The 22,058-nt window shown below is 73.2% G+C and carries 18 protein-coding genes and 1 pseudogene; 8 read left to right on the top strand and 11 right to left on the bottom strand.

What is annotated here, in order from left to right; translation table 11 throughout:
• The 3 genes from ACFCY7_RS13145 to ACFCY7_RS13135 form a co-directional block, all read right to left on the bottom strand.
• Positions 1-1,096 (bottom strand): LacI family DNA-binding transcriptional regulator (locus ACFCY7_RS13145; RefSeq protein WP_376484018.1); only part of this gene is annotated, 1,096 nt, incomplete at its 3' end.
• 29 nt (positions 1,097-1,125) lie between these two features.
• The gene (locus ACFCY7_RS13140) at positions 1,126-2,064 is read right to left on the bottom strand and encodes a carbohydrate ABC transporter permease (protein ID WP_376484016.1); all 939 of its coding nucleotides are present in this window, start codon (positions 2,062-2,064) and stop codon (positions 1,126-1,128) included.
• Entirely contained in the window at positions 2,061-2,993 is a 933-nt protein-coding gene (locus ACFCY7_RS13135; RefSeq protein WP_376484015.1) for a carbohydrate ABC transporter permease, read from the bottom strand. Before ACFCY7_RS13135 ends, ACFCY7_RS13140 begins: the two co-directional genes overlap by 4 nt.
• Before the next feature lie 258 nt (positions 2,994-3,251).
• Here ACFCY7_RS13135 and ACFCY7_RS13130 point away from each other — a divergent pair, with 258 nt between their 5' ends.
• Positions 3,252-4,340, top strand: a complete 1,089-nt coding sequence (locus tag ACFCY7_RS13130) for an RNA-guided endonuclease InsQ/TnpB family protein (RefSeq protein ID WP_376484013.1) — start codon at positions 3,252-3,254, stop codon at positions 4,338-4,340.
• 50 nt (positions 4,341-4,390) lie between these two features.
• On the opposite strand, the gene ACFCY7_RS13125 is transcribed toward ACFCY7_RS13130, so the two are convergent.
• On the bottom strand, positions 4,391-5,704 hold the full coding sequence (locus ACFCY7_RS13125; protein ID WP_376484012.1) for an ABC transporter substrate-binding protein: 1,314 nt from the start codon (positions 5,702-5,704) through the stop codon (positions 4,391-4,393).
• Between the two features lie 209 nt (positions 5,705-5,913).
• On the opposite strand from ACFCY7_RS13125, the gene ACFCY7_RS13120 reads away from it, so the two are divergent.
• Together ACFCY7_RS13120 and ACFCY7_RS13115 are read left to right on the top strand one after the other, a co-directional pair.
• A complete protein-coding gene (locus ACFCY7_RS13120) occupies positions 5,914-7,938 on the top strand; it encodes a beta-galactosidase (protein WP_376484010.1) in 2,025 nt (674 codons plus the stop codon).
• Between the two features lie 390 nt (positions 7,939-8,328).
• Complete coding sequence (locus ACFCY7_RS13115; protein WP_376484008.1) at positions 8,329-9,906, top strand: arabinogalactan endo-beta-1,4-galactanase; 1,578 nt, start codon at positions 8,329-8,331, stop codon at positions 9,904-9,906.
• Between the two features lie 68 nt (positions 9,907-9,974).
• Here the strand turns inward: ACFCY7_RS13115 and dgoD are convergent, their stop codons facing one another.
• From dgoD to ACFCY7_RS13090, 5 genes are all read right to left on the bottom strand, one after another.
• Complete coding sequence (dgoD, locus tag ACFCY7_RS13110; protein WP_376484006.1) at positions 9,975-11,120, bottom strand: galactonate dehydratase; 1,146 nt, start codon at positions 11,118-11,120, stop codon at positions 9,975-9,977.
• Positions 11,117-11,869 (bottom strand): SDR family NAD(P)-dependent oxidoreductase, encoded by a 753-nt coding sequence (locus tag ACFCY7_RS13105; RefSeq protein WP_376484004.1) that lies wholly within the window; start codon positions 11,867-11,869, stop codon positions 11,117-11,119. The genes dgoD and ACFCY7_RS13105 overlap by 4 nt, the downstream gene beginning before the upstream one ends.
• A 48-nt stretch (positions 11,870-11,917) precedes the next feature.
• Positions 11,918-12,961 (bottom strand): sugar kinase, encoded by a 1,044-nt coding sequence (locus tag ACFCY7_RS13100; RefSeq protein WP_376484002.1) that lies wholly within the window; start codon positions 12,959-12,961, stop codon positions 11,918-11,920.
• Between the two features lie 86 nt (positions 12,962-13,047).
• Positions 13,048-13,686 (bottom strand): bifunctional 4-hydroxy-2-oxoglutarate aldolase/2-dehydro-3-deoxy-phosphogluconate aldolase, encoded by a 639-nt coding sequence (locus ACFCY7_RS13095; protein ID WP_376484000.1) that lies wholly within the window; start codon positions 13,684-13,686, stop codon positions 13,048-13,050.
• Positions 13,687-13,711: 25 nt separating this feature from the next.
• Positions 13,712-14,635, bottom strand: coding sequence for an SMP-30/gluconolactonase/LRE family protein (locus ACFCY7_RS13090; RefSeq protein WP_376483999.1), 924 nt, complete (start codon positions 14,633-14,635; stop codon positions 13,712-13,714).
• Between the two features lie 186 nt (positions 14,636-14,821).
• Between ACFCY7_RS13090 and ACFCY7_RS13085 the strand changes: the two genes are divergently transcribed.
• Positions 14,822-16,099, top strand: a complete 1,278-nt coding sequence (locus ACFCY7_RS13085) for an ROK family protein (protein ID WP_376483997.1) — start codon at positions 14,822-14,824, stop codon at positions 16,097-16,099.
• A 16-nt stretch (positions 16,100-16,115) separates the two neighbouring features.
• Here the strand turns inward: ACFCY7_RS13085 and ACFCY7_RS13080 are convergent, their stop codons facing one another.
• A complete protein-coding gene (locus tag ACFCY7_RS13080) occupies positions 16,116-16,889 on the bottom strand; it encodes an IclR family transcriptional regulator (protein WP_376483996.1) in 774 nt (257 codons plus the stop codon).
• Positions 16,890-17,054: 165 nt separating this feature from the next.
• Here ACFCY7_RS13080 and ACFCY7_RS13075 point away from each other — a divergent pair, with 165 nt between their 5' ends.
• From ACFCY7_RS13075 to ACFCY7_RS13065, 3 genes and pseudogenes are all read left to right on the top strand, one after another.
• Positions 17,055-18,209, top strand: coding sequence for a mandelate racemase/muconate lactonizing enzyme family protein (locus tag ACFCY7_RS13075; RefSeq protein ID WP_376483994.1), 1,155 nt, complete (start codon positions 17,055-17,057; stop codon positions 18,207-18,209).
• Positions 18,206-19,228, top strand: coding sequence for a zinc-binding dehydrogenase (locus ACFCY7_RS13070; protein WP_376483992.1), 1,023 nt, complete (start codon positions 18,206-18,208; stop codon positions 19,226-19,228). The genes ACFCY7_RS13075 and ACFCY7_RS13070 overlap by 4 nt, the downstream gene beginning before the upstream one ends.
• Before the next feature lie 81 nt (positions 19,229-19,309).
• A pseudogene (locus tag ACFCY7_RS13065) lies at positions 19,310-20,273 on the top strand (hypothetical protein).
• A 93-nt stretch (positions 20,274-20,366) separates the two neighbouring features.
• Here the strand turns inward: ACFCY7_RS13065 and ACFCY7_RS13060 are convergent.
• The gene (locus ACFCY7_RS13060; RefSeq protein ID WP_376483990.1) at positions 20,367-20,669 is read right to left on the bottom strand and encodes a hypothetical protein; all 303 of its coding nucleotides are present in this window, start codon (positions 20,667-20,669) and stop codon (positions 20,367-20,369) included.
• 282 nt (positions 20,670-20,951) lie between these two features.
• On the opposite strand from ACFCY7_RS13060, the gene ACFCY7_RS13055 reads away from it, so the two are divergent.
• On the top strand, positions 20,952-21,986 hold the full coding sequence (locus ACFCY7_RS13055; protein WP_376483988.1) for a LacI family DNA-binding transcriptional regulator: 1,035 nt from the start codon (positions 20,952-20,954) through the stop codon (positions 21,984-21,986).
• The last annotated feature ends 72 nt before the right edge of the window (positions 21,987-22,058 follow it).

The raw sequence follows: 22,058 nt of genomic DNA, 5'->3' as shown, positions 1-22,058 counted from the left end.
TCCCCCGGTGGCCGGCCAGCCGGCCTGCGGCGCGCCGCCCGCGGGCTGGGCGCCGCTCACCGGGGTACCTCCCGTGTCCGGTGCGGCGGACGAGTTCCGTCGGGAGGATGACGGCCGCCGGCTCCTCGCCCGCTATGCGGGCCAGGAGGGTGCGGACCATCTCGGTGCTGATCCGGTCCCAGGGCTGGCGGATGGTGGTCAGCGAGGGGCGCGACGAGAGGGCGGCCGGGGAGTCGTCGAAGCCGCCGACGGCGATGTCCTCGGGGACGCACCGGCCGGCGCGGGCGAGGGTGTCGAGGACGCCCTGCGCCATGAGGTCGGAGGCGACGAAGACGGCGTCGATGTCCGGGGCGCGCTCCAGGAGGGCGCGGGCCGCGTCCTCGCCGCTGGCGCGGCTGTAGTCCCCGGCGGCGACGAGGGTCTCGTCGACGGGCAGGCCGACCTCGGCGAGGGTCTCGCGGTAGCCGGCGAGGCGCTCGACGCCGCCGGGCGTGTCGAGGGGGCCGGTGACGGTGGCGATCCGGCGCCGTCCGGAGGCGTACAGGTGGCGGACCATGTCGCGGGCGCCGTCGCGGTCGTCGGCGGCGACGTAGCCGATCTTGGCGGTCTGGCCGAGCGGTTTGCCGCAGGCGACGACGGGGACGCCGGCCTCGTGCAGCCGGGCCACCACGGGGTCGCCGGAGTGGCTGGAGACGAGGAGGACGCCGTCGACGTGGCCGGCCTCGATGTAGCGGAGGTTGCGGCGGCGCTCGTCCTCGGTGCCCGCGATCATCAGGAGGAGCGGGATGTCCCGGGCGGCGAGGGCCTGGGTGCAGGCCCGGAGGAGGACGTTGAAGTTGGGGTCCTCGAAGAACCGCTCCTGGGGCTCGGTCAGGAGGAAGGCGACCGAGTCGGACTTGCCGGTGATCAGTGAGCGGGCGTGCCGGTTGACGACGTATCCCGTTCTTCGGATCGCGGCGTCGACGGCCGCCTTGGCGGTCGGGCTGACGTAGTGGCCGCCGTTGAGGACACGGGAGACGGTGCCGCGCGAGACTCCTGCCTCGCGGGCCACGTCGTGGATGGTCGCCGGTCGGCGCCTTCCCGCTGGTGTGCTCATGCTGTGTGTTTCCCCTCGATCCCCTGTGCTCAGGACTTTACGGCGCCGGAGAGCAGATCGAGGCTCCAGAAGCGCTGGATGACGAGGAAGAGTGCGATGAGCGGGACGACGGCGAGGAGGGCCCCGGTGATGACGAGGGTGTACAGGGCGGGCTGGCTCGCGCCCTGCTTGAGGAGCGTGAACAGGCCCACCGTCATGGGGAACTTCTCGTCGTCGCCGAGCATGATGAACGGCAGCAGGAAGTTGTTCCAGATGGCGACGAACTGGAAGAGGAAGACCGTCACCAGGCCCGGGGACATCATGGGGACGGCGATCCTCAGGAAGATCCGCCATTCGCCGGCGCCGTCCATGCGCCCGGCCTCGACCAGTTCCATGGGGATGGCGGCCTCGGCGTAGATGCGGCCGAGGTAGACGCCGTACGGGGAGAGGATCAGCGGCAGCAGCACCGACGCGTAGGAGTCGGTGAGGTCGGCCTCGGCCATCAGCAGGTACTGCGGGATGGCGAGGATGACGGGCGGCATGAGGACGCCGGTGAGGATCACGTTGAAGAACGTCTCGCGGCCGGGGAAGCGGTACATCGCGAAGGCGTAGCCGGCGAACGCGGAGACGACGGTGGAGAGGACGGCGCCGAGGCCGGCGTAGAAGACGGAGTTGGCCATCCACCGCCAGTAGATGCCGTCGCGGTACGCGTTCAGGTCGGCGACGTTGTCGGCGAGGCCGTCGCCGGGCAGGAACGTGAAGGTGGAGAAGAGGTCCTGGCCCGACTTGGTGGCGGCGACCACGACCCAGGCGACGGGCAGCAGGCAGTACAGCGCGCCGAGGACGAGGGCGGCCGTGGGCAGCAGGGCTGTGCGGCGGGGGCCGGGGGTCCGCCCGGCCGGGGCGGCGGGCGGGCCCTGGGCGGTGCCGGGGGTGGTGCCGGCGGCCGGGGCCGTCGCGCGGCGGGAGGGGGAGGCGAGCCCGGTCATCGGCCTGCTCCTTGCGTGGTGCGGCGGTTGGACACCCTCAGGAGGGCGAAGGAGAGCGCGAAGGTCGCGAGGGCGAGCACGACGGCGGTGGCCGAGGCGGCGTGGATGTTCCCGCCGGTGAAGGCGTCGCTGTAGACCTTCATCAGCGGGCTCCAGTCGGAGGGGATGCCGTTGGTGAGCGGCTTGAGCGTCATGGGCTCGTTGAAGACCTGGAGGGTCGCGATGATCGAGAAGAAGAAGGTGAGCACCAGCGAGGGCGCCACCATCGGGATCTTGATCCGGAGCGCGATCTGGAGTTCCGAGCAGCCGTCGAGCTTCGCCGCCTCGTAGACCTCGGCGGGCAGCGAGCGCAGCGCCGTGTAGATGACGATCATGTTGAAGCCGGTGCCGCCCCAGACGGCGATGTTGGACATCGCGAGGTAGAGCGGGCCGCCGTCCATGAGGTCGGGCTGCGGCAGCCCGAACCTGTCGAGGAGGTAGTGGAAGGGGCTGACGGCCGGGAGGTAGAGGAAGCCCCACAGGACGGCCGCGATGACGCCGGGGACGGCGTACGGCAGGAAGATCGCGAGGCGGGCGAAGGAGCGGGCCCGGACGCGCTCCGAGTCGAGCAGGAGCGCGAAGAGCAGGGCGAGGCTGAGCATGACCGGGACGACGACGGCGCCGTACCCGAGGACGCGCAGGGCGCTGTGCAGGAACGCGGAGTCGGTGAGGGCGGAGGTGTAGTTCTCCAGCCCGGCCCACACCTCGCTCCTGGCGCCCTTGCCGAGGCCGAGACCCTTGATCTCGACCTTGTGGAAGCTGAGCCAGACGGCGTAGCCGATGGGCAGCGCGAAGAAGAGGGCGAAGAGGACGGCGGCGGGGAGGAGGAAGCCGTACGGGGCCGCCTTGACCCCGTACGACCGGCGCACGCCCTGGGAGGGCTGCGTCACTTGGCTTCTCCCAGGAGGCCCGGGCCGTCAGGCCGGGGAGGAATGGGGACTTGAGGCGGAACCGCGTAGGGGCGGAGTCTGCTGCGCATCTGCGATGACCTGCACTTTCTTCCGTTGTCAGTGGTGGCCGTTAGGTTGATCTGCATGACGACGGCGCTGGGGGCGGACGGAGGTGGTCACGCTCGGTACACGTACCGGCTGCGGGTGTCGTCCACCGCGCATACAGCTCTCGAGGGTGAGTGAGCGCGGTGTCGATGGGTGTGGAACGAGTGCGTGGCCATGTCACGCAAGGTCCACTCCCTCAACCGGACGGTGGTGGAAAAGACGACCTGCGGTCCGGCGCAACTGGACAAGCTGCTGACCGAAGCTCGCCGGTCGATGGCCTGGCTGCGGGAGGGTTCCTCGGTTCCTCAGCAGCAGACCATCCGGGACTTCGCGAAGTCCCGCGCCAAGTCGTTGAAGGATGTCAAAGCAGGACTGCCGGTGCGGCGGCGGGCCGGGATGCCCCGTATGAAGCGGAAGCGCGAGGCGTTGCCGTCGCTGAACTACACCGTGCGGGGCTTCCGTCTCAAGGACGGCCGTCTGAACCTGGCCGGAGGAATCGTCCTCGCGGTCGTGTGGTCGCGTGACCTTCCGGCCGTCCCGACATCGGTGCGGGTGTACCGCGACAGCCTCGGCCACTGGTACGCCTCGTTCGTCGTGACCGTCCGGGCCGATCCGCTGCCTGCCACGGGCCGGGTGATCGGCATCGACTGGGGTGTACGCGAGACCGCCACGACGACGAGTGACGCTCACGACCTGCCCCACCCCGAGCACGGCCGTGCGGCGGCGCAGAAACTGGCGCGCTACCAGCGGATGACGGCCAGGCGTGCCACCCCGAAGAACCGTCCCGACACCGCCGGGTACCGCAAGGCCCGTAAGGCGACTGCGAAGGCGTACAAGAAGATCAGCCGACAACGGCAGGACACGGCCCGCAAGTGGGCCAAGCGCGTCGTCCGTGACCATGACGCCCTCGCCGTGGAGGACTTCCGGCCGAAGTTCCTCGCCCGGTCCACCATGGCGCGGAAGGCTGCCGACGCCGCCATCACCGCGACCAAGACGGTGCTGGTCGAGATGGCACGAAAGCACGGCCGGACCGTTCATCTGGTCCACCCCGCGCACACCACCATGGAGTGCGCACGGTGCGGAGCGAGAGCCAAGCACGCACTTCCCCTTTCCGAGAGAACCTTCACGTGCACCGTGTGCGGGGCGGTGTCCCCCAGGGACAAGAACTCCGCACTCGTGATGCTCGTCCGGGCTGGTCTCAACCCGGCTGGTGTCGATCTTGTAAGACCTGCCACCTGCTAGGTGGCAGGCGAAGTGAGTCAGGAATTCCCCTCTTTCACGAGGGGAAGGAGTCAATTGGCGACCTCGAAGCCCTGCTTCTTCAGGTCCGCGACGGTGGTGGTCTGCAGGGCGGTGAGGGCCGTGTCGAAGCCGGACCTGGCCTTGGCGGCCTTGCCGAACTCGTCCTTGAAGGCGGTGTAGGCGACGTTCACGTTGGGGCCCCAGGCGGCCGGGGCGGTGGTCTTCGCTATCTCGGCGGCGCGGGTGTAGAAGTCGGGCTGGTTGGCGAAGTAGTCGGGGGCCTTGGCGAGGGCGCCGCTGGTCTGGGCCGCGGTGGCGGCCGGGTAGATGCCGCTCTCCTTGACGAGGGCGGCGAGGGCCTTCGGGTCGGTGTTCAGCCAGACGGCGAACGCGGCGGCGGCCTCCTTGTGCTTCGAGTCGGAGGTGACGGCGGTGGAGGAGCCGCCCCAGCTGCCGGTGGTGTTCTCGCCCGCGGTCCACTGCGGGAGCGGGGCCATGGCCCACTTGCCCTTGCCGTCGGGGGCGGCGGTGGTGAGGGTGCCGGGGGCCCAGACGGCACTGACCCAGGCGAGCTGGTCGCCGGAGTTCATGGCCTTGTTCCAGGCGGGGGTGTACATGGGCTGGTTGTCGACGGCGCCTTCGGCGACCAGGCCGCCCCAGAAGTCGGTGACCTTCCGGGTGGCGGCGTCGTCGATGCCGACCTTCCAGGTGTCGCCCTCGAAGCTCCACCACGTGGCGCCGGCCTGCTGGGCGAGGCCGGCGAAGAGTCCGGAGTCGTTGGCGGAGAAGGTGGTCAGGGACTTGCCGGGGGCCTTCTTCTTCAGGGTGCGGGCCGTGGCGGCGAACTCGTCCCAGGTGGTGGGGACGGTGAGGCCGTACTGCTTGAAGAGGTCCTCGCGGTAGAAGAACATCAGCGGGCCGGAGTCCTGGGGCAGGGCGTAGACGGCCTCGCCGCCGAAGGTGGTCTGCTGCCAGATGCCGGGGGCGAACCTGTCCTTGACGCCGGGGACCTCGGAGGCGATGTCGGCGAGGGAGTCGTTGCTGACCAGGGTGGGCAGGGCCTGGTACTCGGCCTGGACGAGGTCCGGTCCCTTGTGCGCCTTCGTCGCGGTGATGATCTTGGTGACCAGGTCGTCCCCGGAGGCCTGCTTCTGCACGGTGACCTTGATGTCGGGGTGCTCGGCGTTCCAGAGGGCCGCGACCTTGTCCATGCCGGGCGCCCAGGCCCAGTAGGTGAGCGAGACGGGGCCGGAATCGGCGCCGGCCTTGTCGCCCGGGTCGGCGGATCCGCAGGCGGTGAGCGCGGTGGCGCCGAGGAGGACGGCGGTGGCGGCGGCGAGTCCGCGGCGCGTGATGTGAGGCATGGGGTGCTTCTCCCTGACCGAAAAAGGGGCCTCTCCCTTGAGCGGGGAGGCCGGTCATGCGTCTGTGAGCGTTCACAGTAGAGAAACGTTCCAGACACTTGTCAATGGTTGTTCGTGTGCGGTTATGTTGCGTTGCCACATCGAGATCGAGTGTGTGCACGTTCCCAAGCGGACACAGATTCCGTCGTTCGAGGTTTCAGGAGAGACTCATGCCGCAGACCACTCCCAAGGGCCTGCACCGGCTCGCGTTCGGCGGGGACTACAACCCCGAACAGTGGCCGGAAAGCGTCTGGCAGGAGGACGTCCGGCTGATGCGGGAGGCCGGCGTCACCATGGTGAGCGTCGGCATCTTCTCCTGGGCCCTCCTGGAGCCCGAGCCGGGCCGCCACGACTTCGGCTGGCTCGACCGGCTCCTCGACCTGCTCCACGAACACGGCATCCGGGTCGACCTGGGCACGCCCACCGTCGCCCCGCCCGCCTGGTTCTACCGCGCCCACCCCGAGGCACTGCCCGTCACCGCCGAGGGCGTGCGCTTCTCGTACGGTTCACGCGGGGCCATCTGCCACAGCTCCCCCGCCTACCGCGCCGCCGCCGCCGGCATCACCACCGCACTCGCCCGGCGCTACGGCAGCCACCCCGCGCTCGCCCTCTGGCACGTCCACAACGAGTACGGCGTCCCCGTCAGCGCCTGCTACTGCGACCACTGCGCCGCCCACTTCCGCCGCTGGCTCCAGCGGACCCACGGCTCCTTGGAGGCGGTGAACGAGGCGTGGGGCACCGCCTTCTGGGGGCAGCGCTACTCCTCGTACGACGAGATCGACCCGCCCCGCGCCACCCCCACCGTCGGCAACCCGGCGCAGCAGCTCGACTACCGCCGCTTCGCCGACGCCACCATCCGGGAGAACTTCCGAACGGAACGCGACATCCTCCACGAGCTCGCGCCCGGCATCCCCGTCACCACCAACTTCATGACCGCGCTCAGCCAGTGCGACTCCCTCGACTACTGGGCCTGGGGCCGCGAGGTCGACCTCGTCACCAACGACCACTACCTGATCACCGACGGCCGCCGCACCCACGTCAACCTGGCCATGGCCGCCGACCTCACCCGCTCCGTCGCCGGCGGCGCGCCCTGGCTGCTCCTGGAGCACTCCACGTCCGGGGTGAACTGGCAGGCCCGCAACCCGGCCAAGCACCCCGGCGAGATGGCCCGCAACTCGCTCGCCCACGTCGCCCGCGGCTCCGAGGGCGCCATGTTCTTCCAGTGGCGCCAGTCCCGGCGCGGCGCCGAGAAGTTCCACTCCGCGATGGTCCCGCACGGCGGCACCGACACCCGGGTCTGGCGCGAGGTCGTCGCCCTCGGGGCCGACCTCGACTCCCTGGCCGAGGTCCGCGGCACCCGCACCGTCCCGGACGTCGCCGTGCTGTGGGACTGGCACTCCTGGTGGGCGCAGAACCTGGAGTGGCGGCCGAGCGAGGCCCACGAGGCCCGCGAGCGCGCCGACAGCTTCTACGAGACCCTCTACGACCGGCACCTCACCGTCGACTTCGCCCACCCCGAGGCGGACCTCTCCGGCTACCCGCTGGTCGTCGTCCCCGCGCTCTACCTCACCACCGAGGCCGCCGGGCAGAACCTGCGCGAGTACGTCGAGAACGGCGGCACGCTCGTCGTCTCGTACTTCTCCGGCATCGTCGACGAGCACGACGCCGTCCACCCCGGCGCCTACCCGGGCGCGCTGCGGGACGTCCTCGGCCTCACCGTCGAGGAGTGGTCCCCGCTCCTCGACGACCAGCGCGTGACGGTCTCCGGGCCGGACGGGGCCACGCTCACCGGCGACGTCTGGACGGAGTTCGTCCGGCCGCGCGGGGCCGAGACCGTGTGGACGTACGCCGACGGGCCGGCCGCCGGCGGACCCGCGGTCACCCGGCACCGGCTCGGCCGGGGCACCGCCTGGTACGTCTCCACCCGCCTGGACGCCGCCTCGCTGGACGCGATCGTCGCCGCCGCCTGCGCGGACGCCGGAGTCGCCGCGCGCACCGCGCTCCCGCACGACGTGGAGGTCGTGCGGCGCGCCGGGGACGACGGGCGGCGCTACCTCTTCGCGCTCAACCACTCCGCCGAGGACGCCGTGGTGCCGCTCGACGGCGCCGGGACGGAACTCCTCTCCGGCACGCCGGCCGACGGGAAGCTCACCGTCCCGGCCGGTGCCGTCGGCGTCGTCCGCCTGGACGGCTGAGTCCGGCCGGGCGTCGGGGCCGGCCGGGCGTCCGGGCCCGGCCAGGCTCCAAGGCCGGGCTCCAAGGCCGCCTGGACGCCCGAGTACGCGTGGCCGCGTTCGCCGCCTGGCTGCCCCGAAGCCTCGAAGCCCGGACGCATGAGTCCGACCCGGCGCCCGGAAGCCCGGCCGCCTGGAGGCCCGGACGCCCGAGTCCGACCCGGCCGCCCGACCGCGTCCCTCCCCCACCGGCCCGTCGCCCCTCGGTGACCGGCCCCCTGCCCCGGGCCGGCCCCCCTGATCTCCCCGGGAGCGGCGGCACCCGCTGCACCGCCCCCGGGTGAGCCGTACCACCCGTAAGGAACCACCCGCACCACATTCCTCATTGGCCACCGTCGAAGGGACTCGACGATGCATCCCGTACGAAGCCGCATCCGCCTGCGAGCAGCGGCCGTCGCCGCGGCGCTCGCCGCCCTGCTGCTGGCTCCGCTGCCCGCCGCCCAGCGGGCCGAGGCGGCCGCCACGCTCACCAACACCGGGTTCGAGAGCGACGCCACCGGCACCGCCGCCCCGGCCGGCTGGTCCACCTACTCCGCCGCCGGGCAGAACGCCGCCTCGTTCACCGAGGCCGGCGGCCACAGCGGCGGCTACCGCCTCAGCCACTGGGCGTCCACCGCGTACAAGGTGGAGACGTACCAGTACCTGTCCGGGCTCGCCGACGGCGCGTACACGCTGAGCGCCTGGGTCCGCTCGGGCGGCGGGCAGAACTCCGCCTACCTGGCCCTGCGCAACTGCGGGTCCGCGGAGCAGCGCACCGACCTGCCGGTGACGTCCACCTGGATACGGATCGTCACGCCGATCACCGTGACCGGAGGGGCGTGCACGATCAGCATCAACTCCGATGCCAACGCAGGGAACTGGCTCAACGTAGACGACCTGGCGTTCACCTCCGGCACCACCGGGCTCGCGGTCAAGGGCGTCGACCTCTCCGCGCTCAAGAAGAGCGAGGACCTCGGCGGGAGCTACAGGTCGAGCACCGGCACCACCGGTGACGCGGTCGCCCTCCTCAAGGGAGCGGGCGCCAACTACGGCCGCCTGAAGGTGTGGGTGAACCCGGCCGACGGCTACAACGACAAGGCCCGCGTCCTCGCCACCGCCCGGAAGATCAAGGCGCAGGGCATGAAGCTCCTCGTCGACTTCCACTACTCCGACATCTGGGCCGACCCCGGCGCCCAGACCAAGCCCACCGCCTGGGCCGGGCACTCGTACACCCGGCTCAAGACCGACGTCTACGACCACACGTACGACGTCCTCAACGCCCTCAAGGCGCAGGGCACCACGGCCGACATGGTGCAGATCGGCAACGAGATCAACACCGGCATGCTCTGGCCCGAGGGCTCCACGAGCAACTGGACCCAGCTCGCCGGGCTGCTGAAGTCCGGCATCTCCGCCGCCAAGGCCGTGTCGTCGAGCACCCGGATCGCGCTGCACCTCGCCCACGGCGGCGACAACGCCCTCTACCGCGCCTGGTTCGACAACGCGACCGCGCAGGGCGTCGGTTACGACGTCATCGCGCTCTCCTTCTACGGCTACTGGCACGGCGCCCTGTCCTCGCTCCAGACCAACCTGGACGACATCTCCGCCCGCTACGGCAAGCAGGTGATGGTCGCGGAGACCGCCTACCCGTTCCGCCTGGACAGCGAGGACGCCCACGAGAACATCATCGACCTGTCGAGCGAACTCGTCGCCGGCTACCCGGCGAGCAGCGCCGGCCAGTCGGCGTGGCTGCGAGACGTCATGAACGTCGTCGAGGCGGTGCCGAACGGCCGCGGCCTCGGCGTCGTCTACTGGGAGCCGGCGTGGACGGCCGTGACGGGCAACGGCTGGGACCCGGCCGACCCCGCGTCCGGCAACGGCTGGGAGAACCAGGCCCTGTTCGACTACGACGGCAAGCTGCTCCCGGCGGCGGCCTGGCTGGCGCACCGCTGACCGCACCACCCGCGAGGAGGGGCGGGCTCGTTCACGAGCCCGCCCCTCCCGTACGCCCTGACCGGGTCCTACCACTCCGCCAGCGAGCCGTCGTCCCGGCGCCAGGCCGGGTTCCGCCAGCGGTGCCCCACCTCGGCGGCCCGCTCGACGGCCTTCTCGTCGACCTCGATGCCGAGGCCCGGGCCGGTGGGCAGGCCCACGTGCCCGTCCTCGTAGCGGAAGACCGACGGGTCGACGAGGTAGTCGAGCAGGTCGGAGCCGGTGTTGTAGTGGATGCCGAGGCTCTGCTCCTGGATCAGCAGGTTCGGCGCGGCGAAGCCGACCTGGAGGCAGGAGGCGAGCGCGATCGGCCCGAGCGGGCAGTGCGGGGCGAGGGAGACGTCGTACGCCTCCGCCATCGCGGCGATCCTGCGCACCTCCGAGATGCCGCCGGCGTGCGACAGGTCCGGCTGCGCGACCGCGATGCCCTGGTCGAGGACCTTCTTGAAGTCCCAGCGGGAGTAGAGGCGTTCGCCGGTCGCGATGGGGATGGAGGTGGAGCGCACGATGTCGCCGATGTGGTCGCTCAGCTCGGGGACGACCGGCTCCTCCACGAAGAAGGGCAGGTACGGCTCCAGGAGCGGCAGGACCCGGCGGGCCATCGGCGCGGTGAGGCGGCCGTGGAAGTCGATGGCGATGTCGAACTCGTCGCCGACGGCCTCGCGGATGGAGGCGACCCGGTCGACGATGCCGTGGACGGCCGCCGGGGTGTCGATGAGCCGCAGCTGCGCCGAGGCGTTCATCTTGATCGCGGTGAAGCCCTCGTTCTTCCGGGCCAGGGCTTCCGAGGCGACCTCGTCGGGCCGGTCGCCGCCGATCCAGCTGTACACCCGCGCGCGGTCGCGGACGTTGCCGCCGAGCAGCTGCCAGACCGGGACGCCGAGGGCCTTGCCGGTGATGTCCCAGAGGGCCTGGTCGATGCCGGCGACGGCGCTGGAGAGGACGGGGCCGCCGCGGTAGAAGCCGCCCTTGGTGAGGACCTGCCAGTGGTCCTCGATCTTCATCGGGTCCTGGCCGATCAGGTAGTCGGAGAGCTCCTCGACGGCCGCGGCGACGGTGTGGGCGCGGCCCTCGACGACGGGCTCGCCCCAGCCGGTGATGCCCTCGTCGGTGTCGATGCGCAGGAAGCACCAGCGGGGGGCGACGAGATAGGTGCGCAGGGAGGTGATCTTCACTTGGAGTCCTTCTTCACGGTCCAGCCGCCGTCGACGACCAGGTTCGTTCCGGTGATGTAGGCGGCGTCGGGGGAGGCCAGGAAGGCGACGGCCGAGGCCACTTCCTCGGGGAGGCCGAGCCGGGCGAGCGCGGTCGCTTCGGCGGAGAGTCGGCGCCCCTCCTCGTCGACGTCGTTCCAGACGTCGGTCAGGATCGGGCCCGGCAGCACGGAGTTGAAGCGCACGTCGGGTCCGTACTCGACGGCGAACTGGCGGACGAGGGCGCACATGCCGCCCTTGGCGGCGGCGTACGCGGGGTAGCCCGGCAGGCCGAAGTCGGCGTGGACGCTCGACGTGGCGACGACGCTGCCCCGCTCGGCGCGCAGGTCGTCGAGGAAGGTGCGGATGGCGAGGTACAGGGCCCGCAGGTTGACCGCCATCTCCCGGTCCCAGACGGCGACGGGGAGTTCGTGGGCGGCGCCGGGCGTGTGGATGAAGGCGTTGCTGTGGAGGACGGCGACCGGCCCGAAGCGGGCGTGCGCCGCCTCGCGCAGGGCGGTCCAGTCGTCCTCGGAGGAGACGTCGCAGCGTACGTACGCCGCTCGGCCTCCGTCGGCGCGGATCGCCGCGGCGACGGCCTCACCGGCCTCGTCGGCGATGTCGGAGACGACCACCGAGGCGCCCTCGGCGGCGAGGCGGACGGCGCTGGCCGCGCCGATGCCGGAGGCCGCACCGGTGACGACGGCTGTCTGTCCGGAGAATCGGTTCATGGGTTCGGGTTCCTGTGTGCGGGGACGGAGGCGGCCGGGCGCGACGGCTCAGCGGCTGATGTCCTGGGCGGCGAGCAGGTCGAGTTCGGCGCGGCGCGGGAGGCCTTCCCAGTCGCCGGGGACGGAGACGGCGAACGCTCCGCAGAGGGCGGCGAGGCGGAGGCGTTCCTGGACCGGGGCGCCGTCGAGGACGGCGGCGAGGTAGCCCGAGACGAAGGCGTCGCCCGCGCCGACGGGGTCCACGGCGCTGACGGGCACGGCACCGTGGACGTGCAGTTCGTCGCCTGCGGCCACGAGGGCTCCCCTGGCGCCGAGCTTGAGGACCGCCTGCCCGGGGCCGAACCGCGTCAGGGCCCGGGCCATCCGGTCGGGCTGGTCCTCCGGGACGAAGAGGGTGGCCTCCTCGGGTCCGGCGAAGACGATGTCGGCGTACGGCAGGAGGGGGCCGAGCGCGTCGGCCGCCTCGGCCCGGCTCCAGAGCCGCTCCCGGTGGTTGACGTCGAACGAGACGGTGACCCCGGCGGCCCGGGCGACCACGACGGCGCGCTCGACGGCGGCGCGGGCGGTGGGGCTCAGCGCCGGGGTGATGCCGGTGACGTGGAGGATCCGGGCGCCGGCGAGGCGGGCCTCGTCGAGGTCGCCGGGGGCGAGTCGGGAGCCCGCGAGGCCGGCCCGGTAGTACGAGACGCGCAGCCGGTCGGCGGTGCGCCGCTCGCGGAGCATCAGCCCGGTGGGCACCGCCTGTTCCGTGCGGGCGCCGGAGACGTCGACGCCCTCGGCGCGGAGTCCGGCGAGGACCATCGCGCCCGCCGCGTCGTCGCCGACCCGGCCGGTCCACGCGGCGCGGTGGCCGAGGCGGGCGACGCCGATGGCGACGGTCGCCTCGGCGCCCGCCCAGCCGAGGCGGAGCGGCGCGCCGCTGGCGAGCGGTCCCGGCTGGAGGGCCGCGGCGACGGCCATGGCCTCGCCGAGGGTGAAGAGCGCGGGCGGGGGTGCCGCCGGGACGGGGGTGGGTGCCGCCGGTGCGTGGGCGGCGGCGGGGGTGTGGGGGGCCGCCGGTGCGTGGGCGACGGCCGGGGCGGGGGCGGCCACCGGTGCGGGAGGGGAAGCCGGTGCGGGATTGGCGGCTGGTGCGGGAGGGCCGGGCGGTGCCGGTGTCCCGGGCTCGGGCGGGCGCGTCATCGGCGTATCCCGTCGAGGAAGGCGGCGGCGCGGTCGGTCAGCGCGGCGAGGGAGCCGCCCTCGCAGGCGTCGCCGACGAGGGGGCTGCCGATGCCGAGGGCGGCGGCGCCCGCGGCGAGGTAGGCGGGGGCGTCGGCGGCGCCGATGCCCCCGGTCGGGACGAGCGGCACGTCGGGCAGGGGGGCGCGGACGGCGCGGAGGTACTCGGGTCCGCCGGTGGCGGCGGGGAAGAGCTTCACCATGGTGGCGCCGGCCCGCCAGGCGGTGAGGATCTCGGTGGGCGTGTACGCGCCGGGGAGCACCGGCACGTCGAGGCGGGCGGCCTCGGCGATGACCTCGGTGGAGGTGGTCGGGGTGATGAGGTAGGCGGCGCCCGCTTCGACGGCGGCCTGGGCCTCGGCGGGGGTGGTGACCGTGCCGGCGCCGAGCGCGAGGCCGGGCGGGGCGTCGGCGGCGTACTCGCGGAGCGCGTCGAGCACGCCCGGGGTGGTGAGGGTGAACTCGGCGGCGCGGACGCCGGACGCCACGAGGGTGTCGGTGACCTCGGCGAAGCGGTCGGCGGAGGTGGAGCGGAGGATCGCGATGACGGGGGCGGCCGCCAGGGCGGCGAACAGCCCCTCGTGCGGGGTGGTCATGGGGAGGTCCTTGTCGGAGTGCGGCTCAGCGGTCGGCGTACGGGGTGGTGGGCAGGCCGGTGGCACCGGGGCGGCAGACGAAGAGGCGGCCGGCGTCGGGTTCGGCGGCCAGGCGTTCCTCGTCGAGGCCCTCGGTGGCCGTGGTGATGACCAGGACGTCGAGTCCGGGTCCGGCGAAGGCGCAGCTGGTCACGTGGGAGGCGGCGACCTCCACGCGCGCGTGGAGGGTGGCGTCGGCCTCGAAGGCGAGGACTTCGCCGCCTCCCCAGACGGCGACCCAGACGCGGCCCTCGCTGTCGACGGTGAGGCCGTCGGGGACGCCGCGGTCGAGGACGGCGAAGGGCCTGCGGTCGCTCAGGGCGCCGGTACCGGGGTCGTAGGCGAAGACGTCGACGCGGCCGGTGGGGCTGTCGGCGTAGTAGAGGCGGGTGCCGTCGGGGCTCCAGGCGAGGCCGTTGGAGATGGTGACGGAGTCGAGGAGGGTGACCAGGCCGTCGCGGTCGAGGCGGTAGAGGGCGCCGGCGCCGGGGCTCTCGTCGTAGGCCATGGTGCCGGCGAGGAGGCGGCCGACGGGGTCGACGGCGGCGTCGTTCATCCGGCGGGGCAGGCCGTCGTCGGGGAGGGCGGGTGCGGCGAGTTCGACGGCGTCGGCGACCGGGCGGTCCTCGGCCAGGTGCAGGAAGGAGGTTCCGGCGGCGGCGAGCAGGGCTCCGGAGGCGCAGGGCACGACGGCGCCGACGGGGCGGTCGAGCCGGAGCGTCGCGACGGGCGCGAGGTCGGGCAGGTGGTCGCCGGTGTCGCCGGGTCCGCCGGGCGTCAGGGCGGCCCGGTGGACGAGCCCGTCGGGGATGTCCACCCAGAGCAGTTCGCCGCGCCGGGGGTCCCAGACGGGCCCTTCCGTCAGGCGTCCGGGCAGGGGGGAGCAGGGCACGGCCCTGAGGTGCTGCATCTGGCCTCCTCGGTCGACCACGGGTGCGGTGCGGGTGCGGTACGAAAAAAGCTACGGGTTCGTCTAACGGTTGTAAATAACCCGGCGCCCGCTTCTTCCAACCCTTTGAATAAGATCGTCACGGACGGGACGACCCCTGGGGCCTGTCGTCACATTCCCGTCTGCCCCTAGCGGAGGACAGCACAGATGATCAAGCGGACATCACAGGACATCCGTCGCCTCAACCGCTTCGAGGTGCTGCGGCGCTTCTACGCCGGGACCGGCGCGATGAGCCGCCAGGACCTCGCGGCCGCCACCGGACTCTCCTTCGCCACCGTCGCCAACCTGACCGCCGAACTCCTGGAGGCCGGCGTCCTCGTCGAGGCCGGCCACGAGGACTCCAGCGGCGGCCGCCCCCGCGCCCGGCTCGCCGTCAACGCCGAGCGCGGCGCGCTCATCGGCATCGACATCGCCGAGACCTCGGTCCACGCCGAACTCTTCGACCTGGCCCTGGAGGTCCGCCACTCCGTCGAGCGCCCCCTCCCGCCGGGCGACGTCCGGCCCGCCGACGTCGTCGAACAGCTCGCCGCCTGCGTCGAGGAACTGCTCGACGGCTCCGGGGTGCCCCGCGAACGGGTGCTCGGGGCCGGCGTCAGCGTGCCCGGCATGGTGGAGCGCGAGGGCGGCGTCTCGTCCTTCTCCCCGTACTGGTCCTGGCACGAGGTGCCGCTGCGGGCGCTCCTCGACGAACGCCTCGGGCTGCCCCTCTGGCTCGACAACCCGCTGCGGGCCAGCACGGTCGCGGAGCTGTGGTTCGGCGCCGGCCGGGAGGTGGACGACCTGGTGGTGCTGACGCTGCGGGCCGGCGTCGGCGCCGGGATCGCGATCGGCGGCCAGCTCTACCGCGGGTTCACCAACAGCGCGGGCGAGTGGGGCCACACCTGCCTCGCGCTCGACGGCCGGCTCTGCACCTGCGGGAACCGGGGCTGCGTGGAGGCGTACGTCAGCACCCGCGGGATCGCCCAGACCTGGCGCGAACTCGCCCCGGGCGACGAGCGGGCCACCTGCCCGGACGACGCGGCCACGGTCGCGGCCCTGGCGCGCGCGGCGGCGGAGCGGGACCCGGTGGCCGCGGCCGTCATCGACCGGACCGGGCGCTACCTCGGCGCCGCGGTGGCCAATCTGGTCAACCTGCTCAACCCCCGGGTGCTGGTGCTCGGCAACCAGGTCGTCGACCTGCTCGGGGAACGGCTCCTGACCGCCGCCTACGAGGCCGTCACCCGGCACGCCCTGCCGCTGCCCCACCGGGCCGCGACGCTGCGGCGCAGCGCCGTCCCGCACAACGCCGTCACCCGGGGCGCCGCGGCCTTCGCCCTGGAGGGGTTCCTCGACGACCGCGAGGTCTTCGGCCCGGTCAGCCGCATGCGCCAGCCCCGCGAACGCCGGGACGGCCGGCGTGCGGGGCAGGCGGATGCGGGGTCCTGAGAAGCCCGCGCCGGGGTCAGCGTGCGGCGGGCCGGTGGCCGAGGCGGGCCGAGAGTTCGCCGGCGCCCTTCACGGCGAGGGCGGTGAGCTCGTCCTCGCGGTCCTCGGTCCAGCGGTGCACCGGCACCGAGATGGACAGGGCCGCGACGACGCGGCCGGAGCGGTCCCGGACCGGGGCGGCGACGCAGCTGACGTCGGGGTTGGACTCCTGCCGCTCCAGGGCGACGCCGAGGATGCGGATCTCCGCGAGCGCGGCGCGCAGGACGTCCGGGTCGGTGAGGCTGCGGGGCGTCATGGCGACCAGTTCGCGGCCTTCGAGGCGCTCGTCGAGTTCGGCCTCGGGGAGGACGGCGAGGAGCATCTTGCCGACGGCGGTGCAGTGGGCGGGGAGCCGGCGCCCCGCGGCCGAGACCATCCGCACCGCGTGGGTGGAGTCGACCTTGGCGACGTAGATGACGTCCGTGTCCTCCAGGAGGGCCACGTGGACGGTCTCGCCGCAGCTCTCGGCGACCTCGTGGGCGACCTGGCGGCCCTCGGCCGCGAGGTCGAGCTGCTCGGCGTATCGGCTGCCGAGCTGGTACGTGCGCACGCCGAGGCGGTAGCGACCGGGCTGCTCGGGGACCGGGACGAGGTAGTTGCGGGCGGCCAGGGTACTGACCAGTTCGTGGGTGGTGGTGCGCGGCAACCCGAGCCTGCGGGTGATCTCGGGGGCGGACAGGGTGCCGTCGCCCTGGAGGAACAGCTCCAGTACATCGAATGCCCTGGTCACCGCGGGTACGAGTCGCCCCATGGCCCCCACCTCGCCCTCGTGTTGTTCGACATGCCGTACCACGACCGAAATCGCGGACAGAGAGTAGCGCGGGCACCGTCCCGTTGACACCCCCGCGGGCCGCTGCCTACGGTCACGCCGCCGCCCCACCGAACGGTGTTCAAGATTCCGAACGGAGCAACCACCGTGCGCATCAAGGGAATCACCACCCATGTCGTCGGCACGCCCTGGCGCAACCTCACGTACGTCCTCGTCCACACGGACGAGGGGCTCACCGGTGTCGGCGAGACCCGGATGCTCGGGCACACCGACGCGCTGATCGGCTACCTCCGCGAGGCGGAGGCCGACCACATCGCCGGTTCCGACCCGTTCGCGGTGGAGGATCTCGTCCGGCGCATGAAGTACGGCGACTTCGGGCGGGCCGGCGAGATCGTCATGTCCGGCATCGCGGTCGTCGAGACGGCCTGCTGGGACATCAAGGGCAAGGCGCTCGGCGTGCCCGTCTGGCAGCTGCTCGGCGGGAAGGTGACCGACCGGGTGAAGGCGTACGCCAACGGCTGGTACACCACCGAACGCACCCCCGAGGCCTACCACGCGGCGGCCCGCGGGGTCGTGGAGCGCGGCTACCGGGCCCTGAAGATCGACCCGTTCGGGAACGGCCACTACGAGCTGGACGCCGGGCGTTCGCGCGAGGCGGTCGCGCTGATCGAGGCCGTCCGGGACGCGATCGGGCCGGACACCGAGCTGATGGTGGAGATGCACGGCCGCTTCTCCCCCGCGACGGCGGTCCGCCTCGCCCGTGAACTCGCCCCGTTCCGCCCCGCGTGGCTGGAGGAGCCGGTGCCGCCGGAGAACCTCAAGGCCCTGCGGAAGGTGGCCGACAAGGTGGACCTGCCGATCGCGACCGGCGAGCGGATCCACGACCGGATCGAGTTCCGCGAGCTCTTCGAGTCCCAGGCCGCGGACATCGTCCAGCCCGACGTCGGGCACATCGGCGGCATCCTGGAGGCGCGCAAGCTCGCCGCCACCGCCGAGACCCACTACGTCCTCGTCGCCCCGCACAACGTCGGCGGCTCCGTGCTCACCGCCGCATCGCTCCAACTCGCCGCCTGCACACCGAACTTCAAGATCCTGGAGCATTTCGATGACTTCGCGGACGCGGAGATCAAGAAGGTCGTGCGCGGAGCGCCCGAGGTCGACCCGGACACCGGGTGCTTCGCGCTCTCCCACGAGCCGGGGCTCGGCGTCGAGCTCGACGTCGACGCGGCCGCCGAGTTCCCGCAGCAGCGCGCCCGGTTCGACCTGTGGGCCGAGGGCTGGGAGCGGAGGCAGCCGAAGTGAGCACCGTGTCCAGTCGCGCGGTCGTGGTCGACCGGCCCGGCGCGCACCGGCTCGTCGAGCGGGAGCTGCCCGCTCCGGGCCCCGGCGAAGTCCTCGTCCGGGTCGCCGCCGCCGGGCTCTGCCTGAGCGACCGCGAGCTGTACGAGGGCCGCCGGGCCCCCGGTTACGTCCGCTACCCGGTGGTGCCGGGCCACGAGTGGTCCGGGACCGTGGAGGCCGTGGGCGGCGGGGTCGACCCCGCGCTCGTCGGCCGGCCGTGCGTCGCGGAGGGCTTCCGGTCCTGCGGGACGTGCGAGCGGTGCCAGTACGGGGAGACCAGCCTGTGCACGGCGGGGTACGCCGAGACCGGCTTCACCGAGCCGGGCGCCTTCGCCGACCACCTGGTGGTCCCCGCCCGCCTGCTGCATCCGCTGCCCGACGGAGCGGACCTGCGGGCCGCCGCGCTCCTCGAACCCGCCGCGGTCGTCGCCGCCGCGGTGCGGGCCGGCCGGCCGCGGCCCGGCGAGCGGATCGCCGTCGTCGGCGCGGGCACGCTCGGCCTGCTCGCCGTGCAGTGGCTCGCCGCCTCCTCCCCGGCCGAGCTGACCGTCGTCGACCCGAGGTCCGAACGGGCCGCGCAGGCCCTCGCGTTCGGTGCGACCCGGGCCCTCACCCCGCCGGACGCGGACGGCGGGACCGGGCGCTTCGACCTGGTCGTGGAGACGGCGGGAGCGCCGACCACGGCCGCCTCCTCGTGCCTCCTCGCCCGCCGGGGCGGCCGGGTCGTGCTCACCGGCATGTTCACGGCGGGGGCCGCCGGCATCGACCCGGTGCACCTCTCCGTCAGCCAGCTGGAGGTCCGCAGCGTCTTCGGCGCGTCCTCCGCCGCCTGGGCGGACGCGGTCCGCGCGCTCGCCCTGGGGCTGCTCGATCCCGCTCCGCTCGTCACCCACACCTTCCCGCTGGAGCGGTTCGGCGAGGCGCTCGCCCTGGTGGGCGGCGGCGACCCGGCGACGGGCAAGGTCCTCCTCCGGCCCTGAGCGAGGCGCTCCGTCCACCGCCCGAGGCTTGCGCACACCCGATTCCCGTACCGCGTCCGACCCACCGAACAGAGGATTCCGATGACCCTCCGCACGGCTCCCCGACGTCCCGGCGGCGACGCGCTCCGCCGCATCGGCCACCCTTCGCCCGCCGTCGATCCCGCCGACGCCTCGCCGCACGCCTTCCCCGACGGGGGCGGTGGCGCACCGAGGTCCCGCCCGTCGAGGGCCCGGAGGCGCTGGCGGCGGTGCTCGCGGAGAGCGAGCGGCTCGACCTGCCCGTGCACAGGGTGAGCCAGGGCAGCGGCGTCTGGATGCTGACCGACGGCGAGATCTCCGAGATGGTCGCCGCCTGCGGCGAACGGGCCGTCGAGCTCTGCCTGTTCACGGGGCCGCGCGGCACGTGGGACACCGGTGCCGCCACCCGGACCGACTCCGGCGGGGCGGGTCCGCGCGCCCGGGGTCACGACGGGCTGGCCGGCTGCGTGGAGGACGCCCTGCGCGCCGCCGGGCTGGGTGTCCGGTGCCTGCTGGTCGCCGACGAGGGAGTGCTCTGGACGCTGCACCGGCTGCGTACGGCGGGGGTGCTGCCGGCGGACACGACGTTCAAGGTGTCCGCGCTGATCGGGCCGGTCAACCCGGCCGCGTACGCGGTCCACGAGCGGCTCGGCGCCGACTCGCTGAACGTGCCCGCCGATCTGACCCTCGCCCACCTCACCGAGATCCGGCGGGTCAGCCGGGCTCCGATGGACCTGTACGTCGAGGCGCCGGACGACCTCGGCGGCCACGTCCGGATGTACGAGGCCGCGGAGTTGATCCGCCGGGGGCGCCGCTCTACCTGAAGTTCGGCCTGAGCGGGGCGGCCGGCCTTTATCCCTACGGCGCCCACCTGCGCGAGCACGCCCTCGCCACCGCCCGTGAGCGCGTCCGGCGCGGCCGGCTCGTCCTGGATCTGCTCGCCCGGCACGGCGCGGACGGCGGCATGTCCCCGCCCGGCTCCCGGGACGCGGGGCCGCTCGTCCGCTTCCCGTCCGACACCGCCTGACGGTCCCGCGCGGGGCCGGGGGCCGCGACGCGGGGCCAAGACCGCGTCACGGCCCCGGTCACCGCGCCCGTCGGCCGAGGCCCGGCTCGCTCCTCAGTCCGCGACCGGCTCGGCCAGCAGGTCGTCGACGAGGGTGAGGCGGGTCTCGGGGAAGTACTCGGCAATGGCCTCGCGCATCATCGCCTCGCCCTCCGGGTCGGGGGTGCCGCACTTCTCCCGCGTCTCCCGGTCGGGCCAGCGGGCGTACGCCACCCAGGTGCCGTCGTCGGCGCGGTGGAGGCGGGAGCCGTAGCTGCCGCACTCCTGATGGATCGCCAGGGTCACGCGGTGCCAGCCGTCGACGAGCAGCTGCTCCCGGTCCGGACGCACGCGCCAGCGGTACACCACAGCGAACATCTCTCCGCCTCCCTCGTCCGAGCGGGCGGTCGGCGCCGCCCCGGGAACGGCGGTCCGCGCCGTCCCAGGGAGGACTGGACTACACCGACCAGTTCATTGTCAAGACTGAACGGTTCGGTCCACAGGTGTCACCGACCCGCCGTCGAAGCGCTTCGACTTTCCCTCGCCATCGGTCTGGACACGTCAACTCCCCCGCGTTACGGTCGGCTCGGGTCGCCGCAACGATCAAGCGGTGAACCTCGTCGAAGCGATTCACCCCGTCACGGCCCGCAGGGAGAGCGGATGGTCACCCTTGCCGAGGTCGCCCGGCACGCCGGAGTGTCGGCCAGCACGGTGAGCTACGTCCTCAGCGGCAAGCGGCCCATCTCCGCCGTCACCCGGCAGCGGGTGCGGGCGAGCATCGAGCGCCTCGGCTACCAACCCCACGCGGGCGCCCGGGCGTTGGCCAGCAGCCGCTCGCGGATCATCGCGCTGATGGTGCCGCTGCGCACCGACATGTACGTGCCGGTGATGCTGGAGATCGCGGTCGCCGTCGCCACCGCCGCCCGCGCCCACGGCTACGACGTCCTGCTGCTCACCGGCGAGGAGGGCCCCTCGGCGCTTCGCCGGGTCACCGGAAGCGGACTCGCCGAGGCGGTGATCCTGATGGACGTCCAGCTCGACGACGAACGGCTGCCCGTCCTCCGCGCGGCGGGCCCGCCCGCCGTCCTCGTCGGGCTGCCCGCCGATCCGGCCGGCCTGAACTGCGTCGACCTGGACTTCCGGGCGGCCGGGGAGCTGTGCGTGGACCACCTGGCCGGGCTCGGCCACCGCGAGATCGCGGTGATCGGCGAGTCTCCCGGGGTGTACGCCCGGCACACGGGCTTCGCCGAACGGACCCTGCGCGGACTGCGTTCCCGCGCGGCCGAGCTCGACGTCCGGTTGCTGCACCGGCCCTGCGAGGGCGGCCACGACGCCGTGGCGGGGGTACTCGCCCGCGTCTGTGACGAACGCCCCGGCGTCAGCGCCTTCGTCGTGCAGAACGAGACGGCCGTGGAACCCCTGCTCGCCCTGCTGCGGCGGACCGGCCGCGCCGTACCGGAGGACGTGTCGGTGGTCGCGGTCTGCGCCGACCAGATCGCGGCCCAGGCATCGGTCGCCCTCACCTCGGTGGCGATCCCCGCGCAGGAGCTGGGCCGCAGGGCCGTCGAGCGGCTGATCGCCCGCCTCGCCGGCCGGCCCGACGGCGAGGGAGCGGCGGGCGTCGAGCTCCTCACCCCCGTCCTCACCGTGCGGGACAGCTCCGGCCCTCCGCCGCCCCGCGCGCCCGGGAACTGACGGCGCGCCGCACGGCGTCCCGACGGACGGCGTCCCCGGCGGACGGCACTCCCGGGGACGGACACTCCGATC

Origin of the sequence: Streptomyces sp. NPDC056361 (assembly GCF_042262805.1) — a bacterium.
Taxonomy (GTDB): domain Bacteria; phylum Actinomycetota; class Actinomycetes; order Streptomycetales; family Streptomycetaceae; genus Streptomyces.
This window is presented reverse-complemented; position numbering and strand designations above follow the sequence as displayed.

Bases quoted from the DNA above. Each gene is read 5' to 3' on its own strand.
- ACFCY7_RS13120 (WP_376484010.1), top strand. From the start codon at position 5,914: ATGCCGCAGACCACTCCCAAGGGCCTGCACCGGCTCGCGTTCGGCGGG.
- ACFCY7_RS13095 (WP_376484000.1), bottom strand. From the start codon at position 13,686: ATGACCACCCCGCACGAGGGGCTGTTCGCCGCCCTGGCGGCCGCCCCC.
- ACFCY7_RS13055 (WP_376483988.1), top strand. From the start codon at position 20,952: ATGGTCACCCTTGCCGAGGTCGCCCGGCACGCCGGAGTGTCGGCCAGC.
- ACFCY7_RS13085 (WP_376483997.1), top strand. From the start codon at position 14,822: ATGATCAAGCGGACATCACAGGACATCCGTCGCCTCAACCGCTTCGAG.
- ACFCY7_RS13115 (WP_376484008.1), top strand. From the start codon at position 8,329: ATGCATCCCGTACGAAGCCGCATCCGCCTGCGAGCAGCGGCCGTCGCC.
- ACFCY7_RS13125 (WP_376484012.1), bottom strand. From the start codon at position 5,704: ATGCCTCACATCACGCGCCGCGGACTCGCCGCCGCCACCGCCGTCCTC.
- ACFCY7_RS13105 (WP_376484004.1), bottom strand. From the start codon at position 11,869: ATGAACCGATTCTCCGGACAGACAGCCGTCGTCACCGGTGCGGCCTCC.
- ACFCY7_RS13060 (WP_376483990.1), bottom strand. From the start codon at position 20,669: ATGTTCGCTGTGGTGTACCGCTGGCGCGTGCGTCCGGACCGGGAGCAG.
- ACFCY7_RS13140 (WP_376484016.1), bottom strand. From the start codon at position 2,064: ATGACCGGGCTCGCCTCCCCCTCCCGCCGCGCGACGGCCCCGGCCGCC.
- ACFCY7_RS13080 (WP_376483996.1), bottom strand. From the start codon at position 16,889: ATGGGGCGACTCGTACCCGCGGTGACCAGGGCATTCGATGTACTGGAG.
- ACFCY7_RS13090 (WP_376483999.1), bottom strand. From the start codon at position 14,635: ATGCAGCACCTCAGGGCCGTGCCCTGCTCCCCCCTGCCCGGACGCCTG.